Below are 17,333 nucleotides of genomic sequence, written 5' to 3'. Positions count from 1 at the left end.
TCCCAAGGGTTCGGCAAACGGAGCCGTTGGGGACAGGTCATGATAGACTTGGCGTTTTACTGCAAGCCCTGTGATCACCGGAGGTAGCCGCTTGACGCTCGCAATTTTTGATCTCGACAACACCCTTTTAGCCGGAGACAGCGACCACGCCTGGGGCGAATTTCTGGTGGAGGAAGGCATTGTCGATGCCGAGGAATACCGCCTTGCCAACGACCGCTTCTATCAGGAATACCTGAACGGCGAGCTGGATATTCTGCACTACCTGGGGTTTGCCCTTCAGCCTTTGGCCAGTCACAACATGGAAGAGCTACTGGCGTGGCGGGAAGCCTTTATGGAGAAAAAAGTACGCCCCATGATGCAGGCCACTGCGAATACGCTGCTGGACAGCCACCGGGAGCAGGGTCACACCCTGATGATCATCACCGCCACCAACCGTTTTGTGACTGAACCCATTGCCGAGGCCCTCGGCATCGAACATCTGATTGCCACCGAGCCCGAGCTTGTCAACGGCCGTTATACAGGCGAAGTGGCCGGCACTCCGAGCTTTCAGGATGGCAAAGTCGCGCGACTGGATGACTGGCTGAGTGCCCATAACAGGACACTCGAGGGGGCCTGGTTCTACAGCGACTCCCACAATGACTTGCCGCTGCTGAAAAAAGTGGACAACCCGGTAGCCGTCGACCCGGACCCGACCCTGGAGCAATTTGCCCGGGACAACGGCTGGAAAGTGATGTCACTGAGAGGCTGAAATGTGAATATGGGGTCAGATGAAAGCTTTCATCTGACCCCGACTTCAAATGCTTCAGAAGAAGCCTGTTAGTGAGCGTACAAAGCAGGACTTGATGTAATCGGTCTCGGGGATGCCCGGAATCACCGGGTGATCCGGAGCCTGATGCCCCTGCTCGAGCAACTGGACAAAGCGGTCGATCTTGCGGCCGCTGCCTCGAATGATGTCCACCAGCTTCTCCTGCGAGAGATGCATCGAACAGGACGCGGAAACCAGTATCCCATCGCGCTCCAGCAACCGCAGACCGAGCTGGTTCAGCCGGGCATAGGCCTCTTCACCCGCCTTCTGGTCCCTGCGCCGGGGAATCAGTGCCGGCGGATCGAGAACCACCACATCAAACTTCTCCTTCTCATCCGCCAGCGCCTTCAGGGCCTCGAAGGCATCTCCCTCAATGGTTTCCACATTGTCGAGGCCATTGAGCCTGGCGTTGTGGTGAACCGAATCAATGGCACCGGCCGAACTGTCGACACAGGTCACTTGGGTGGCCCCGGCACAAGCGGCCTGAATGCCCCAGCCACCGACATAACTGAACACATCCAACACCCGCTTGCCCGGCGCATAGGCCTGCAAACGGGCACGGTTCATCCGATGATCGTAAAACCAGCCCGTCTTCTGGCCGCCTTCCAACGGCACCTCGAACCGGACACCGTTCTCCTCCACCTCCAGCAGACTCACCGCAGCGCCATGGGCCTGCTCCACGTAGGTATCCAGCCCCTCCACCTTGCGCATCTTGCCATCGTTCTTGAGGATGATCGCCGCCGGGTGCACCAGCCGCTGAACTGCCCGAACCACCGCCTCCTTCATGGCCTCCATACCGGCCGTGGAAATCTGCACCACCACGAGGGAATCAAACCGGTCAATCACCAGCCCCGAAAGCCCATCACTGTCGCCAAACACCCAACGGTAAAACGGCTTGTCGAAAAGCCGTTCTCTGAGCGCAAGCGCAGCCTCCATCCGCTGGGTCAACCGCTGGGGCGTCATACCGTGGCCCGGATCCCGACTGATCAGCCGGCCACAAATCAGCGCATGGGGGTTCACAAACACCGTCCCCAAAGGCTTGTCATTCGAAGCCCGAAGCTCCGCCTGAGCACCGGCCTCGAATTCCGTCAGCGGACTGCGGCGGGTGTCCACCTCATTGCTGTAAACCCATAGATGGCCAGCACGGAGACGGCGCTCTGCGCCTTTTCGAAGATACAGAACCGGAAAATTCATAAAGACCACCTGGAAAGGAAAGACAGGGATTATACAAGATGAGTTGAAACTGATACCGATGTATGACGGGCTGACGGGGCGGGCCTTCCAAAACTGTGCGGAGCCAGGGATGGCGGAGCCAAGCGTACAGGGACGTATTCACAGCGTGTTTTGGAAGGCCCGCCCCGTCAGGCCAGCCTCCCAAGCGGAAGTGTTATTCCTCGGCCGCCACATGCTCCGCATAAGCTGTAGAATCCATCAGGCCATCCAGCTCACCAGCATCCTCAAGCCGCACCTTGTAAAGCCAGCCGTCACCGTAGGGATCTTCGTTGACCTTCTCCGGCTCGTCCTCAAGGCTCTCATTCACCTCGATAACCTCACCGGTCACCGGGCTGAACACATCCGAAGCCGACTTCACAGACTCAGCGACTCCGGCTTCCTCTCCACCGTTAACCGTTGCGCCCACATCCGGAACACCGATGTATACCACATCACCCAGTTGCTCCTGGGCAAAATCCGTAATACCGACAGTCGCCGTGCCATCGTCTGACACGCGAACCCATTGATGGGTCTCAATGTATTTCAGGTCTGCGGGTATCTCACTCATAGTCTGGTTTCCTGAACGAATTTTTTGCGCAGTTTAACTGAAGAGGTTAATTCCAGCGAACCTCACGTGCCAGCTTCATGAACGAATTCAGGTAATCCACCTCCCGATCCCGCTCACGAAGTCCCAAAAAGATCTGTTTCGGAATCCCCGTTTCCCCGAGCTGAACCGGCCGAACCGGAATCCGGGTACCGTAATCCTCGACCAGCCAGCGTGGGAGCGCGGCCACCCCGCGCCCTGCCGCAACCATTTGCAACATGATATCGGTGGTCTCGATGGTTTTGTGCCGCGCGGGACTGGCGTGGGCCGGAAGCAAGAACCGCGTGTAGATATCCAGACGTTCGATTTCCACCGGGTAGGTGATCAGGGTTTCTTTCTCCAGATCCCCGGGTTCAGCCCAGGCCTTGTCCGCCAGAGCATGGTCCGCGGCCACCACCAACACCTGCTCGTAGTCGAACACCGGCTCGAAAACCAGGCCCGGGCGCTGCAGGGGGTCCGGAGTTACCAGCATGTCGATGTCGTGACCGAACAGGGCGCCAATGCCGCCAAACTGGAATTTCTGTTTTACATCCACATCCACCCCGGGCCAGCCCTCCAGATAGGGCCCGACTACTTTCAACAGCCATTGATAGCAAGGATGGCACTCTATTCCGATACGCAGCGTGCCACGCTGCCCCCTGGCAAACTGGCCGATCAGCATCTCCGCGTGCTCCATCTGCGGCAGCAGCCTGTTGGCCAGCGAAAGCAGGTATTCCCCCGACTGGGTCAGTCGCAACTGCCGCCCTTCCCGCACCCAGACGTCGGTACCCAACTGGTGTTCCAGCTTACGGATGGAATGGCTGAGGGCAGATTGCGTCAAGTGCAGGCACTCGGCGGCCGCCGTCAAAGACCCCTGCTGATTCACTGCCCGGAGAATTTCCAGATGGCTTCGCTCGATCATTATCACCCTTCGCATGAGCAATATTCATTGATCTCTGAAATAATACCATTATTTTTCATTCCGCCAGGTGGATATTCTGCACTTTCTTCAAAATCACGAAATCAAGCAGAGGACACACCATGGTAACCACCCACAATCTCGGCTTCCCACGAATCGGGGCCCGCCGCGAGCTGAAGTTTGCCCAGGAAGCCTTCTGGAAAGGCCGGATAAACGAGGAGGATCTGCAGATTACCGGTGCCGATCTCCGGCGCAGGCATTGGCAGAACCAACGCCCACTGGACCGAGTGCCCGTCGGAGACTTCTCCTTTTACGATCAGATACTGGATATGAGTGTCACCCTGGGCAACCTGCCTGAGCGGGTGAACGACACCAAAGGCAGCGAACTCGACCGTTATTTCCGGGTAGCCCGGGGGCGTTCCGGGCAGGAATCAGCCTGCTGTGGTGTTCAGGCAGGGGAAATGACCAAATGGTTCGACACCAACTATCACTACATCGTGCCCGAGTTCCACCAAAACACCCGCTTTCGACTCAATGGCAACCGACTAATCGATCAGATCGACGAGGCGCGAGCCCAAGGATTAACACCAAAGCCGGTGATTATCGGCCCCGTCACCTATCTCTGGCTTGGCAAAGCCAAAGACGACAGCGACCGACTATTGCTGCTGGAGTCTTTACTGCCCGTGTACTCAGAGCTTCTGGAACTGTTAGCAGACCGTGGCGTTGAGTGGGTTCAGGTAGACGAACCCGCGCTTGTGACCGACCTGGATGCGGACTGGCGCCACGCCTTCAGCCTCGCTTATCACCACCTCAAGACAAGCACGCCGAAGTTGTTGGTAACCACTTACTTCGGTGAATTGCGAGAAAATCTGCAGCTGGCCTGTGAATTACCCGTGGCCGGATTGCACCTCGATGCCATCAGTGCGCCACAGGAAGTCCCCCGTGTGGTCGACTGGCTACCGCCCCACAAGCAACTTTCTTTGGGCGTTATCAATGGCCGGAATATCTGGCGATCGGATCTGGAGAAGACCCTCGACTGGCTCGAACCGGTCTATGAAAAGTTGGGGAATCGTCTCTGGCTCGCGCCATCCTGCTCACTGATTCATGTGCCTGTCGATCTAACGAGTGAAGACAAGCTTGACCCGGAAATCCGCAGCTGGCTGGCATTCGCCGTCCAGAAACTGGATGAACTGAAGACTCTCGCCACAGCGTTGAGTAATGGAAGAGCGGCCGTTCGCGAACAACTGGCGGAATCGACGGTAGCCGTCAACAGTCGGGCAACATCCGAACAAGTTCACAGCGCTTCTGTGCAGGCCCGTCTCGCCGACGTCAGTCCGGCACTCGGTCAGCGGCAAAGCCGTTTCCCGGACCGCATCGCCATACAGCAACGGAAGCTTGGCCTACCCCGCTTCCCGACAACCACCATCGGGTCCTTTCCCCAAACACGGGATATCCGCCAGACCCGCTTGCAGTTCCGAAAGGGTGAGCTAACGGAGCCGCAATACAACGCCCGGATTCGCGAAGAGGTTCGTCGCTGCATTGTCGAGCAGGAGGCCCTGGGGCTCGATGTGCTTGTTCACGGCGAAGCCGAGCGAAACGACATGGTCGAATATTTCGGCGAACAACTGGACGGCTATGCCTTCAGTCAGTTCGGGTGGGTTCAGTCCTACGGCTCGCGATGCGTGAAACCACCCATCCTGTTCGGAGACATATCTCGCCCGAAAGCCATGACCGTCGAATGGATCCGCTATGCCCAGTCGCTCACGAAAAAGCCTCTGAAGGGCATGCTGACCGGACCTGTCACCATCCTCAACTGGTCGTTCGTGCGGGACGACCAGCCACGGCGAGAGACCTGCCTTCAACTGGCACTGGCCATCCGGGAGGAGGTGCTGGATCTGGAGGCCTCGGGCGCCCGAATTATCCAGATCGATGAAGCCGCCCTTCGGGAGGGCTTGCCGCTGCGGCAAGCCGATTGGAAGAACTATCTGGACTGGGCCATCGAGTCATTCCGGATATCTGCCAACGGCGTTCGAGACGAAACCCAGATCCACACCCACATGTGCTATTCGGAGTTCAACGACATTATCGAAGCCATCGCCCGGATGGACGCTGATGTGATTACCATCGAGACCTCCCGGTCGGACATGGAGCTTCTCGATGCCTTCCGTGGTTTCCATTACCCGAACGACATCGGGCCCGGTGTCTATGACATACACTCGCCGAATATTCCCGACAGCGAGCAGATTCGATCATTGATGATAAAGGCGGCAGAGCGGATACCAGCAGAGCGGCTATGGGTGAACCCAGACTGTGGCCTGAAGACCCGTCAGTGGGAGGAGGTCCGCCCTGCCCTGAAAGGCATGGTCGCCGCCGCTCGGGAACTCAGAGAAAGTATTCAGTAACCGGAACTGTTCTGATCCAGCTCGAACTGGAAATCCTCGGCCCGGCGGACTTCCGTTGCGAAGTCGCCATAATCGTGGAATTCGAACCAGCGGTAACCGGGCGGTAAATCCTCAACCGAAAACTTGCTGGAACCGGAAGTAAACTGGATGCAGGTGGACGGCGTGGCCAACAGCTGCACGCCGTTGCGCTCGCGCTCGTGCTCCTGATGGATATGCCCCCACAACACGATCCTGACCTGAGGAAATCGATCTAGCACCTGCCAGAACGCATCGCGATTGGTTAGGCCAATTTTCTCCATCCAGTCGGAGCCGATATCCACCGGATGATGATGGAGTGCAATCACTGCCGGTATGTCCGGATGTTGCTCAAGCGTCTCCGAGAGGAACGCCAGTTCGGATTCAGCCAAAGCGCCGAAAACCTTGCCGGGCACAGAGGAATCCAGCATCACAAACTGCCAGCCACCCTGAATCACGTGACGATCAGAAGCGTTGTACTCGCGAGAAACCTGGAGCAGGTTATCGATATGATCGTGATTACCAGCGATCCAGACTGAGGGACAGGAGAAAGACTTCAGGCTCTCACCAAAGACTCGGTACGCTTCCACCGACCCGTCTTGAGCGAGATCCCCGGTAGCCAGAATCAGATCCGGCTGACCGTGCACTTTCAATACCTCTGCAATAACCGCCTGCAGGCTTTCCCGGGTTCTAACGCCCAACAGATCTCCGTCGGCACGCGCCATCAGGTGCGGATCAGTCAGCTGCAGTACCCGCAGTGGCCGGTTTTTTTCCTTCGTGGTCATGGCGTTCTGGATCTACTCGCTGGCAATACGTGGTCTGATAACAAGTGTACGACGCCGATTCACAGATTTATCACTTTCGAATCGAACCCGGGTCACATTCTGGCAAGGCTTAGACGATATATTGCAATTTTTGACAACTATGGCACATCGGTGCGCCATAGCCACACCACTTTAGTACAGGATAAGCGTGTATCGAACCGCCTCAGTCGACGCCTTCGCCGGCAGACCAGGCTGCATGTTCCATGGGCAGGTGACCAAACCTGAGACAGTAATCCAGCCAATCGGCGAGGAAGCCGTTGACCTGGACCTTTTCATCCGGATGGTGCATGAAGCGATTGGGGTAATCGTTGACGGGAGCAATCTGGCGATCACGGTAGCAGCTGATCACTTCCGCCATGCTGGCGTCGTGGTAGACCCGTACGGTCATTTGAGGGTTGTTTAACCAACGACCGGAATTATGGACCTGCTCAAGCAACAGGGTTTCGGTGAACTTTGCTGTCTGGAGCACCTGAATCCGGACTCGTCCCAGGTAGTGGTTCTCCCGATGCAGCTCGAACTCGCACACGGGCTTGCCGTCCACCTCCAGCTGCCTCAGCTTACGGAGCCGCTGATAGTTTCCGTCACACAAGGCGCCGAGCTGTCTGAGATCCGGAACATACCGCCTGGGTTTCATGGTCCACTCGCCCATCACTGCCACCCTTTCCTCAAACGGGCCCGATTCAGCTCGAGCCACTGCAGGGCTATAATGGCGGCCGCGTTGTTGATGCGACCATCGTGGATCATCGCTATGGCGTCGTCGGATGACACCACATGGGCACGGATATCCTCATGTTCATGTTCCATACCATACAGACCACCGGCATCCGCGGTGCTGACACACCCGCAATAAAGGTGAATCATTTCCGTGCTGCCGCCGGGTGACACCAGGTAATCGCAGATTTTTTCCAGCGGCTCAAAGGTAAGTCCGGCCTCTTCCTGGCCCTCGCGTTGAGCGACTTCTTCAGGGCTCTCGCCGTCTTCGTTCATACCAGCCACCAGCTCCAGCAGCCACGGCGACTGATCACGACCCAGGGCACCAAGACGGAACTGCTCAAGAAGGACTACCTCGTCCCGTTCCGGGTCGTAGGGAAGTACACAGGTGGCATCGCCACGAATGAAGAGTTCTCGGGTAAACACCGGCATGTCCCGGCCGTCAAAACGCGGATGGGTCAACCAGAGCTTATCCATGCGGAAGAAGCCCTGGAAGACGGTTTCACGTTTTTCGACGTTGACGTCGTCGGCGTTGAACTGGAACGGTTTGGCCATTTTTTGTCCGGTCGTTGAATCGACTTGGAACGATAGCCTTTAGTTGGGTATTACTTCAAGTTCAAACCTTGTCGTAAAGCTTACTCCCGGACTCCACGAACTCGCGGGATTTCTCCTGCATGCCGGCATCCACTGCCGACACCTCATCCAGGCCGTGCTCCTTCGCATAATCCCGAACTTCCTGGGAAATCTGCATGGAGCAGAACTTCGGTCCGCACATGGAACAGAAATGCGCCACCTTGGCGGATTCCTTCGGCAGGGTCTCATCGTGGTAGGCGCGAGCCGTATCCGGGTCCAGACCGAGGTTGAACTGGTCTTCCCAACGGAATTCGAAACGGGCCTTGGAGAGCGCATTATCGCGAATCTGGGCACCCGGGTGCCCCTTCGCCAGGTCCGCGGCGTGGGCGGCGATCTTGTAAGTGATGATGCCGGTTTTCACATCGTCCTTGTTGGGCAGCCCCAGGTGTTCCTTGGGTGTGACGTAGCAAAGCATGGCGCAGCCATACCAGCCTATCATGGCGGCACCAATACCGGACGTGATGTGATCGTAGCCCGGCGCAATATCGGTAATCAGCGGGCCCAGGGTGTAGAACGGCGCTTCGTCGCAACATTCGAGCTGCTTGTCCATATTCTCTTTCACCAGATGCATGGGCACATGGCCGGGGCCTTCAATCATGCACTGCACATCGTGTTTCCAGGCGATCTTGGTGAGCTCACCGAGGGTTTCCAGTTCGCCGAACTGGGCTGCGTCGTTGGCGTCGGCGATGGAGCCGGGGCGCAGGCCGTCGCCAAGGCTGAAAGAGACATCGTAGGCTTTCATGATTTCGCAGATGTCTTCGAAGTGCTCGTACAGGAAGCTTTCCTTGTGGTGAGCCAGGCACCATTTGGCCATGATCGAACCACCCCGGGAGACGATGCCTGTGGTGCGCTTGGCAGTCATAGGCACATGGTGCAGGCGGACGCCCGCATGGATGGTGAAGTAATCCACGCCCTGCTCGGCCTGTTCGATCAGGGTATCCCGGAAGATTTCCCAGGTCAGGTCCTCGGCCACGCCGCCGACTTTTTCCAGGGCCTGGTAAATCGGCACGGTGCCGATGGGTACCGGGGAGTTGCGGATGATCCATTCCCGGGTCTCGTGAATGTTCTTGCCGGTAGACAGGTCCATGATGGTATCGGCGCCCCAGCGGATGCCCCAGGTCAGTTTCTCGACTTCTTCCTCAATGGAGGAGCTGACCGCTGAGTTGCCAATGTTGCCGTTAATCTTCACCAGAAAGTTACGGCCAATGATCATCGGCTCGGATTCCGGGTGATTGATGTTCGCGGGGATAATGGCGCGGCCGCGAGCCACTTCGTCCCGGACGAATTCGGGGGTAATCTGGTCCGGCAGGCCCGCACCGAAGGACTGTCCGGGATGCTGGTCTTTCAGCAGACCCTGTTCCCGGGCCTCCTGCAGCTTCATGTTTTCACGGATGGCGATGTACTCCATCTCCGGGGTCACGATACCCTGCCGGGCGTAGTGCATCTGGGAAACGTTTTGGCCAGGTTTGGCCCGTAGCGGTTTTCGCTCGTCCATGAACCTCAGCGGGTCAAGCTGGGGGTCTTTCATGCGGCGGCGGGTGAACCCGGAAGAGTAGTCCGGAAGCTGCTCCACATCACCGCGTTCGGCGATCCAGGCGGCGCGGACTTGTTTGAGACCTTTACGAAGATCAATAGCAGCTTCAGGATCTGTGTACGGGCCGGACGTATCGTACACAACCACCGGAGGGTTCGGCTCGCCGCCCATCTCCGTGGGCGTGTCCTGCACGGTAATTTCCCGCATAGGTACCCGCAGATCGGATCGGCTACCCTGCACGTATACTTTTCGTGAGCCTGATAATGGTTTGATGGCGGCGGAATCCGCCGCTGCGGATTCACTGAGATAGGCTGGCAAGTCCGTCATGGTCTGCTCCCGGTATTGGAGGGTTGTCGGGTCGCGTATGACGGGCCTTCCGGTACGGAAGAGGCTGGAACCAGCACGTTTTGAATGGTCTTAATCCCTACGCCGGCATTATCCGGATCAGGTTGCGGGTTCCGCACTGCAATCTCAGCCAACCACCGGTTTTCGGTGTATCAGCACCCCGTCAAGACGCGAACTGCTCACAAAATGAGTGAACTCTGCAAGTGTAGAGGCGGAGGCGTTTATTGTCCATAATGAGCAACCAATACCTTTGGGTCACCGTCGGCACCGGCCCATACCTTGAATACATGCCTTCCGAACCCCCTATCCAGATCAGGGATACCCGGAGATAGTTTGTCAGGAGAAGCAATGAATAAGCGTTTACTTCCAGGATTGATCAGCCTGCTCGCAGCCCAGCCTGCGTTCTCTCTGGATCTGATGGAAACCTATGAAAAGGCACTGTCCTATGACTCCGGCATTGCCTCGTCCCTGGCGCAGTTCCAGGCACAGCAGGCAACCAGCGATGTCAGCAAGAGCGCCCTGCTGCCCAAAATCTCGGCGGTTGGGTCAGCAAGCTACACAAGTTTCGAGCCCAGGAATATACCCGGGGGGGCAAACGCCGATGAACTGACGCGGCAACTCTTCTCGGGAGACAGTTATCGCACCTACCGCTACGGAATCGAACTGACTCAGCCACTGTTCCGGGCTCAAGACTGGTTCAGCTATGAGGCCAGCCAGTTCCAGACCGAGGCGGCCGAGGCCCAGTACAACCTGGCCCAGCAACAGCTGATTCTTGATGTAGCAACCGCCTACTTCGATGTCTTGCGCGCCAAAGACACCGTCACAACCGCCAAAGCAACTGAAACGGCCATCCAGCGCCAGTACGAACAGGCCCAGGAACGGTTTGACGTGGGGCTCATTGCCATCACCGAAGTCTATGAGGCGCGTGCCAGCTACGACGATGCCAGAAGCCAGCGCATCGCCGCCGACAACGACCTCAATGTGGCCAAAGAACAACTGGCCCGGTTAACCGGAGAATATCCGGACGCCATGGAAAATCTCAGGCAGAATTTTCCGCTCGGGCGCCCGGAGCCTATGGATCCAACTTCCTGGGAAACAACCGCCGTGGAGCAGAACTGGTCCATTCAGGCGGCCCAGAGACAGTTCAGTGCCAGCGAAGCCAGCCTGAAAGCGGCAAAGTCTGATCATTTACCAACTCTTGAGCTGAGCGCCTCCTACCAGGAAACCAGTCTGGAGAACGCCCTTTTTACTCAGCAAGAAGGCAACCAATCGATTGTCTCACTGTCACTGACCATCCCGTTCTACACGGGCGGCGGCACCCAGGCCGGCGTCCGGGAACAGCGCTCGCTGCTCACCGCCGCCGAACAGGACCTGAATACGGTGCGCCGGGACGTACGGGTGAATACCCGGAGCCTGTTCCTGACGGTCAACAACAATATAGAGACCGCTTCCGCCCTGGAACAGACCATCATCTCTCGCCGCAGCGCCCTCGACGCCACCCGCGCCGGCTATGAGGTTGGAACGCGCAATATTGTGGAAGTACTGGATGCGGAACGGGCCTACTACGTAGCCCTGAGAGATTACGCCAACGCCCGCTATGATTACCTGATCAACTCGCTTCAGCTCAAACAGGCCGCCGGAACCCTGACCCCTCGGGACCTGATCGACCTGAACAACTGGCTGAGCGCCGCTGCACCCGGCATCGGGGCGCTGGCCAACGAGAAGAAAACCTTGGACGATCCTACCCAGTAACCACCAGGGCGGGCCCGAAGGCTCGCCCGCATCTTTTGGGCGGATGTATCACACCCGCTCAATAATCCCATCAACCACCTTGTCTAACGCCCCGCGGTTCTTGTTCACCACTTCCAGGGCTCGCTGACCAATCGCTTCACGTTCCTGACCGTCACTAAAAAGAGACGACACGTGAGCGGCCAGATCATCTGCATCGGTAACCAGTTTAACGCCCCGGTCATTCAGCAGGCTCTGGTATATAGTTTCGAAATTAAAGATATGCGGGCCTGAAAACACCGGAATACCCCATCCGGCGGGTTCGAGGGGGTTGTGGCCGCCGCGCTCGATCAGTGAGCCGCCTACAAAGGCCAGGTCACTGGCGCCGTAAAGCATCATCAGCTCCCCCATGGTATCTCCGAGATACACCTGGGCCTGGGCAGGGCCCTCTCCAAGGGAGCGACGGGCCAGAGTCAGCCCCTCCTTGACCGCTTTTTCTGCCACAGGCTCAAAGCGGTCGGGGTGTCTCGGAACCAGGATCAGCAGAGCGCCTGGATGTTCTGCCAAAACTTTTCCATGAGCCGCCAGCAGTTGATCGTTTTCGCTGCCGTGGGTGCTGCCGGCAATCCAGACTGGCCGCCCCGCCAGCTCCTGTCGGAGCGCCATAGCCGCAGCTCGCACATCTTCAGGGATATCAACGTCAAATTTGACACTACCCGTTACGGCCACTTTCTCAGGCGCAACGCCAATTCGCCGAAACCTCTCGGCGTCTTTCTCTGCCTGGGCCGCCACCCAACTGATACTGCGCATGATTGGGGCTGCGAGGCCGCGAATACGCTCATAGCCCCGGGCGGATCGTTCTGACAGGCGGGCGTTGATCAAAAACACCGGAACCCGGCGAGCCCGGCACTGACGAATCATGTTCGGCCAGATTTCGGTTTCCATGATGACCAGTATTCGCGGGCTGGCGCGATCCAGGAAACGCCGGATGGCGCCCGGCGTATCATAGGGTGCGTAGGCGTACTGCACCTGATCACCAAACATCTTGCGTGCCTGGGCCAGGCCGGTGTCGGTCATGGCTGTCATCAGGATGGTGATACCCGGGTTCCGGGCCAGCAATCGTCGAACCATGGGCGCTGCCGCTATGGTTTCACCCACCGAGACAGCATGAACCCACACAACCCTGCCGCTAGCCCGGGGCACAATGCCCAAGCGCTGGTACCAGTTGCGCCTGAGTTCCGGAGCTCGACGTCCGTTCCACCACAGGCGCAGCAGAATGAACGGCAGAATCAGCCTAATAAGCTGGGAATAGATAAATTGCAGCACACAGGACTCCGGGCAAAACAGTGCGCTATCATAGCGCAAAACCTATTGATTTGCTTCCGATTGATGGCTCGGGCCATTGTGCCACCATCAATCGATTCAGACTTTGCAGGACCGGCTTTACGTGAAAACGAAATACCGCAAAATACCGCGAAACACGGATTACTCGGCCTACCGCCATCCCCGATGGTGGCCCACCTGGCTGGGAGTCTTTTTGATGTGGTGTGTGTCCCGGCTGCCAATACGCGTTCAGTGGTGGCTGGGCAAACTGGCGGGACTGCTGGCGTTCCGCCTTGCCCGGGAACGTCGGCACATCGCCGAGGTGAACATTCGGCTGTGCTTCCCGGAACTCACGGCCGCTCAGCAATCTGCGCTGGTTCGGAAAGCGTTTATTGCCAATGGTATTGGCTTGCTGGAAATTGGCATCGCCTGGTTCCGCGATCCAGCCAAACTGACAGGCATCACACAGGTCCATGGCCTTGAGCATTTCGAGCATGCTCTGGCGCAGGGCAAAGGCGTTTTATTACTGGGAGGCCATTACAGCACTCTGGATCTGGGCGGGAGCCTGGTGACCGAGTTCATTGAAGCAGACGTGATGCAGCGGGACCATAACAACCCTTTGATGAACGCCGTGATGACGAGAGCCCGTGAACGCCGGTATGGCAACGTGCTCGGCGCCAAGGACCTCCGGGGCCTGTTTCGCAGCCTTAAGAAAAACCGGGCCGTCTGGTATGCCACCGATCAGGATTACGGCCGCAAGGATATTGTCTTTGCGCCCTTCTTCGGAATACCGGCGGGCACGATTACCGCTACGTCCAGGATCGCGGAGCGCAGCGGCTGCAAGGTCGTCCCGTTCAGTCATTTCCGACGTGACGATGGTCCGGGTTACGACATCTACTTCCATCCTGCCCTTGAGAGCTTTCCCAGCGGGGACGATCTTCAGGATGCAACATTGATCAACCAGACTATCGAGCGAGAAGTGCGGCGCGCCCCGGATCAATATCTGTGGATGCACCGGCGCTTCAAGACCCGCCCTGATGAGAACGATCCGGGATTCTACAAACGCCGGTAATAACGAACTCAGGCAACACGGAGGCCGGCAATACATGCCGGAACACCATGGCCAAACCCGAGCCCAGAACGCAGGATGCATCCACTCCGGTGGTGTGGCTTCTGACCGACAACAAGCCGGGTCACCGGAATCAGCTGAAGGGGCTTGGCAACCGGCTTCGCGTCCTGGCGGGAGCAAGCACCTACTGGGTTGATGCCTCCACCGTAGAGGTACCTCTGTGGCGGGCATTGCTGGCCTCTTCGCCACGTATGGAGGCGTCACTGCCTCGCCCCGATCTTGTCGTCGCGGCAGGGTCCGGCACGCATCGATTACTGCTTGCGCTGCGAAAACGTCGCGGGACCCGAACGCTGGTCATCATGAAGCCCGCGTTTCCGCTGTCTCTGGTCAGCGGCGCCCTGATTCCAGCCCATGATCGCGTCCAACCAGGCCCGCGGGTGCTGTTAACCGAAGGCGTTCTGAACACCATCACACCCCTGGCCAGAATCACCGAGAAACGGGAAGCGTTATTACTCATAGGCGGGCCTTCGCCGCACTTCGACTGGGACGACGATGTCGTCCTGGGCCAGATATCCCACCTGATCGGTCAGTACCCTGACTGGCGCTGGACCATCAGCACCTCACGGCGAACACCGGAGCCCCTGCAGGACCGCCTCGACGACATGGCCGGAGTGCGGATCACCGTTGTTCACCCCCAGCAGACCCACGAGGATTGGCTAAGCCATCAACTTTCCGCCTCACGGGCGGTCTGGGTGACTCCCGACAGCATGTCCATGGTTTGCGAGGCGGCAACCTCCGGAGTGCCAACGGGCCTTTTCGAGTTGGCGGCGAGACCCGGCAGCCGGGTCGTGGACGGAGTGGAACGGCTGGTCCGGGACGGCTATGTTGCCAAGTGGACGGATCACGCCAGCGTCATGGCCGGCAGGGCCGACCACAACCAGTCGCTCTGGGAAGCCAATCGCGCAGCCCTATGGGTCATCGAAAACGGGTTACTGCCAAAGAGCCACAAAACCAATCAACGCCTGCCCAAGGGGGCCCAGCCTTGAGAATTCTTCAGGCACTTCCAGCGCTGTACAGCGGCGGTGTAGAAAGAGGTACCGTAGAGTTCGCTGCAGACCTCGTCAAACGCGGCCACGAATCCTTTGTCGTCTCCAAGGGCGGACCCATGGCGGAACAACTGCGGGGACAGGGTTCAAAGCATATTTTCATGCCGATTCACCGGAAAAATCCGGCGTCCTTCGGGCAAATCCTGCCGATGCGAAAACTGCTTCTTGAACTGAAGCCGGACATCGTTCATGTCCGCTCGCGCATGCCCGCCTGGATTATCTTCCTGGCTCTGAAAAGCATCCCGAAACGGGAACGCCCGGCGGTTGTGTCCACATTCCACGGCATGTATTCGGTAACACCCTACAGCGCCATCATGACCCGCGCCGATCACATCATTGCTGTGTCCCAGTGTGTGCGGGACTACGTGATGAACAACTACCCCGTTCCGGCGGAGAAGCTGACGGTTATTCAGCGTGGTGTCGATGTGGATGCGTTCCACCAACGTGAACTTAGCCAGCAATGGCTGGACCGCTGGTTCCGTCAGTATCCGCAGCTTGCCGGCAAGAAAATCATCATGATGCCCGGACGGATTTCCCGCTGGAAAGGCCAACTGGATTTCCTGGCCATGATGGCGAAGCTGGTGCGCGAGCGGCCCGATTGCCATGGCATCATTGTCGGTGGCGCGGAGCCCGGCAAAGAGCACTTCCTGGATGAACTGGAAAAGGAGCGGGCACGCCTGGACCTGACCGACAAGGTCAGCTTTCTCGGCCAGCGCAATGACATGACCACGCTGTACCTGCTCGCCGATGTGGTCTGCCATATGAGCACCAAACCGGAACCCTTTGGCCGGACAGTGACCGAAGCCCTGGCTTCGGGAACACCGGTCGTGGCCTATAATCGTGGCGGGGCGGCGGAAACACTGCAGGCGTGCTTCCGGGAAGGCCTGGTGGCGCCGGATAACGTGGAGGAGTTCGCAAAGGCCGTTTCCCGGATGTTGGATGCCGGGCCTCCGGCCATTGAGATCCCCTACCGGTTCCGCCTGGAGGCACAAACAGAAGCGAGCCTGGCCGTTTACGAGACGGTGCTTCAGAATGCCGCAAGTCGATCATGACCTCACCGCCCCGATTTACGATCGCCCTTCTGATTGCCACGCCCGGCACAACCTGGGGCGGCATGGAAAAACACACCGCCGATCTGGCAGCCAACCTGGCCAGACGGGGGCATTGCGTCCATGTAGTGGCTCACAAAGACTACCGGGATAGATTTCATTCCGGCATCCACTTTCATGCGCTGCCCGTTCAACTGGGGCGACGGAACCTCTGGCTCCAACTGGCCCTCCGCCGGCGACTTCGAGAAATAGCACCTGATATTCTGCACGCCCAAGGCAACAAGGCTGCACAACTCGCGGCGAAAACCGGAAACCTTGTCCGCGTGCGAATCGGCACGGTGCACGGCACCAAGTCCAACCATAAGGCATTTGATCGACTTGATGAGGTCATTGCCGTAAGCCCCAGGATTCTGGCTACTCTGCGACACCCCCGAAAACACCTTATCTACAACGGCGTGGATTCCGGGAGCGAACGAACAACAACAGACGACGGCCCGGAGCTACCGCCGGGAGTCACCAATGTAATCGCCGTCGGACGACTCGAATCCGTCAAAGGTTTTGATGCGCTGATCAGAGCCTGGGCCATGCTCGGCGATTCGGCACATCGCTACCATCTGACCATTTTTGGCGAAGGCAGCCAGCGATCACGGCTTGAGCACTTGATTCGCCAGTTGAAACTGGAAACCTCGGTAACCCTCGCAGGGTTCCGGGAGAATCTGGCGCCCATCTACGACAGGGCCGAATTGACGGTGATCAGCTCCGAACGGGAAGGCTTTCCCTACGTACTGGCGGAGTCCCTTCTCAATGGTTGCCCCGTGGTCTCCACTCCGGTGTCCGGACCGCGGGATATTCTTCCAGAAACGTCTCTCAGTGCAGGCCACCGGGATCAGGACCTTGCCGAACTGATAGCGCGAGCGCTCGCTGATCTGGAGACACTGAAACAGAGTGAGCAGCCCGCAATAGCATTTGCCCGTAAAACTCTCACGATCAACGCCATGGCGGAGCAAACGGAAGCGCTATACCTGAGGGCAATGGGCGAGCAACGAGGCACCTGATGTCCGCTGTATTGGGCTGA

15 protein-coding genes and 1 riboswitch are annotated in these 17,333 nt (G+C 58.2%); of the genes, 7 read left to right on the top strand and 8 right to left on the bottom strand.

The features are described 5' to 3' along the window. Positions 1-91: 91 nt before the first annotated feature. A complete protein-coding gene (locus ACP86_RS13420; protein ID WP_053114358.1) occupies positions 92-748 on the top strand; it encodes an HAD family hydrolase in 657 nt (218 codons plus the stop codon). 54 nt (positions 749-802) lie between these two features. Here the strand turns inward: ACP86_RS13420 and ACP86_RS13415 are convergent, their stop codons facing one another. The 3 genes from ACP86_RS13415 to ACP86_RS13405 form a co-directional block, all read right to left on the bottom strand. Next, positions 803-1,999, bottom strand: a complete 1,197-nt coding sequence (locus tag ACP86_RS13415) for a class I SAM-dependent rRNA methyltransferase (RefSeq protein WP_053114356.1) — start codon at positions 1,997-1,999, stop codon at positions 803-805. 193 nt (positions 2,000-2,192) lie between these two features. Next, on the bottom strand, positions 2,193-2,585 hold the full coding sequence (gcvH, locus tag ACP86_RS13410) for a glycine cleavage system protein GcvH (protein ID WP_008170823.1): 393 nt from the start codon (positions 2,583-2,585) through the stop codon (positions 2,193-2,195). A gap of 46 nt (positions 2,586-2,631) precedes the next feature. Next, complete coding sequence (locus ACP86_RS13405; protein WP_053114354.1) at positions 2,632-3,522, bottom strand: LysR family transcriptional regulator; 891 nt, start codon at positions 3,520-3,522, stop codon at positions 2,632-2,634. A 119-nt stretch (positions 3,523-3,641) separates the two neighbouring features. Between ACP86_RS13405 and metE the strand changes: the two genes are divergently transcribed. Next, a complete protein-coding gene (metE, locus tag ACP86_RS13400) occupies positions 3,642-5,921 on the top strand; it encodes a 5-methyltetrahydropteroyltriglutamate--homocysteine S-methyltransferase (protein ID WP_008170826.1) in 2,280 nt (759 codons plus the stop codon). Here metE and cpdA read toward each other — a convergent pair. The 4 genes from cpdA to thiC form a co-directional block, all read right to left on the bottom strand. Further along, positions 5,915-6,721, bottom strand: coding sequence for a 3',5'-cyclic-AMP phosphodiesterase (gene cpdA / locus ACP86_RS13395; protein ID WP_008170828.1), 807 nt, complete (start codon positions 6,719-6,721; stop codon positions 5,915-5,917). The genes metE and cpdA overlap by 7 nt on opposite strands. Before the next feature lie 202 nt (positions 6,722-6,923). Continuing rightward, entirely contained in the window at positions 6,924-7,409 is a 486-nt protein-coding gene (locus ACP86_RS13390; protein WP_008170830.1) for a DUF1249 domain-containing protein, read from the bottom strand. Next, a complete protein-coding gene (locus ACP86_RS13385) occupies positions 7,409-8,026 on the bottom strand; it encodes an NUDIX domain-containing protein (RefSeq protein ID WP_008170832.1) in 618 nt (205 codons plus the stop codon). The genes ACP86_RS13390 and ACP86_RS13385 overlap by 1 nt, the downstream gene beginning before the upstream one ends. Before the next feature lie 61 nt (positions 8,027-8,087). Next, positions 8,088-9,965, bottom strand: coding sequence for a phosphomethylpyrimidine synthase ThiC (gene thiC, locus ACP86_RS13380; RefSeq protein ID WP_053114352.1), 1,878 nt, complete (start codon positions 9,963-9,965; stop codon positions 8,088-8,090). Between the two features lie 77 nt (positions 9,966-10,042). After that, a riboswitch (TPP riboswitch) is annotated at positions 10,043-10,156 on the bottom strand. Between the two features lie 175 nt (positions 10,157-10,331). Between thiC and ACP86_RS13375 the strand changes: the two genes are divergently transcribed. After that, positions 10,332-11,735, top strand: coding sequence for a TolC family outer membrane protein (locus tag ACP86_RS13375; protein WP_053114350.1), 1,404 nt, complete (start codon positions 10,332-10,334; stop codon positions 11,733-11,735). A 48-nt stretch (positions 11,736-11,783) separates the two neighbouring features. Here the strand turns inward: ACP86_RS13375 and waaA are convergent, their stop codons facing one another. Further along, on the bottom strand, positions 11,784-13,037 hold the full coding sequence (gene waaA, locus ACP86_RS13370) for a lipid IV(A) 3-deoxy-D-manno-octulosonic acid transferase (protein ID WP_053114348.1): 1,254 nt from the start codon (positions 13,035-13,037) through the stop codon (positions 11,784-11,786). 121 nt (positions 13,038-13,158) lie between these two features. Between waaA and lpxL the strand changes: the two genes are divergently transcribed. Genes lpxL through ACP86_RS13350 form a run of 4 tightly spaced genes read left to right on the top strand, consistent with a single transcriptional unit; the run spans position 13,159 to position 17,313 of the window. Then, positions 13,159-14,106 (top strand): LpxL/LpxP family Kdo(2)-lipid IV(A) lauroyl/palmitoleoyl acyltransferase, encoded by a 948-nt coding sequence (lpxL, locus tag ACP86_RS13365; RefSeq protein ID WP_075267653.1) that lies wholly within the window; start codon positions 13,159-13,161, stop codon positions 14,104-14,106. Positions 14,107-14,153: 47 nt separating this feature from the next. After that, positions 14,154-15,149, top strand: coding sequence for a mitochondrial fission ELM1 family protein (locus ACP86_RS13360; RefSeq protein ID WP_053114346.1), 996 nt, complete (start codon positions 14,154-14,156; stop codon positions 15,147-15,149). Further along, positions 15,146-16,261, top strand: coding sequence for a glycosyltransferase family 4 protein (locus tag ACP86_RS13355; RefSeq protein WP_053114344.1), 1,116 nt, complete (start codon positions 15,146-15,148; stop codon positions 16,259-16,261). Before ACP86_RS13360 ends, ACP86_RS13355 begins: the two co-directional genes overlap by 4 nt. After that, complete coding sequence (locus ACP86_RS13350; RefSeq protein ID WP_053114343.1) at positions 16,258-17,313, top strand: glycosyltransferase; 1,056 nt, start codon at positions 16,258-16,260, stop codon at positions 17,311-17,313. Before ACP86_RS13355 ends, ACP86_RS13350 begins: the two co-directional genes overlap by 4 nt. Positions 17,314-17,333 lie beyond the last annotated feature (20 nt).

Origin of the sequence: Marinobacter sp. CP1 (assembly GCF_001266795.1) — a bacterium.
GTDB classification, from domain to species: Bacteria; Pseudomonadota; Gammaproteobacteria; order Pseudomonadales; family Oleiphilaceae; genus Marinobacter; species Marinobacter flavimaris.
This window is presented reverse-complemented; position numbering and strand designations above follow the sequence as displayed.

Excerpts from the sequence above, each read along its gene's own strand:
- ACP86_RS13415 (WP_053114356.1), bottom strand. The coding sequence starts at position 1,999 with ATGAATTTTCCGGTTCTGTATCTTCGAAAAGGCGCAGAGCGCCGTCTC.
- gcvH (WP_008170823.1), bottom strand. The coding sequence starts at position 2,585 with ATGAGTGAGATACCCGCAGACCTGAAATACATTGAGACCCATCAATGG.
- ACP86_RS13405 (WP_053114354.1), bottom strand. The coding sequence starts at position 3,522 with ATGATCGAGCGAAGCCATCTGGAAATTCTCCGGGCAGTGAATCAGCAG.
- metE (WP_008170826.1), top strand. The coding sequence starts at position 3,642 with ATGGTAACCACCCACAATCTCGGCTTCCCACGAATCGGGGCCCGCCGC.
- cpdA (WP_008170828.1), bottom strand. The coding sequence starts at position 6,721 with ATGACCACGAAGGAAAAAAACCGGCCACTGCGGGTACTGCAGCTGACT.
- ACP86_RS13390 (WP_008170830.1), bottom strand. The coding sequence starts at position 7,409 with ATGGGCGAGTGGACCATGAAACCCAGGCGGTATGTTCCGGATCTCAGA.
- ACP86_RS13385 (WP_008170832.1), bottom strand. The coding sequence starts at position 8,026 with ATGGCCAAACCGTTCCAGTTCAACGCCGACGACGTCAACGTCGAAAAA.
- thiC (WP_053114352.1), bottom strand. The coding sequence starts at position 9,965 with ATGACGGACTTGCCAGCCTATCTCAGTGAATCCGCAGCGGCGGATTCC.
- ACP86_RS13375 (WP_053114350.1), top strand. The coding sequence starts at position 10,332 with ATGAATAAGCGTTTACTTCCAGGATTGATCAGCCTGCTCGCAGCCCAG.
- ACP86_RS13360 (WP_053114346.1), top strand. The coding sequence starts at position 14,154 with ATGGCCAAACCCGAGCCCAGAACGCAGGATGCATCCACTCCGGTGGTG.
- ACP86_RS13350 (WP_053114343.1), top strand. The coding sequence starts at position 16,258 with ATGACCTCACCGCCCCGATTTACGATCGCCCTTCTGATTGCCACGCCC.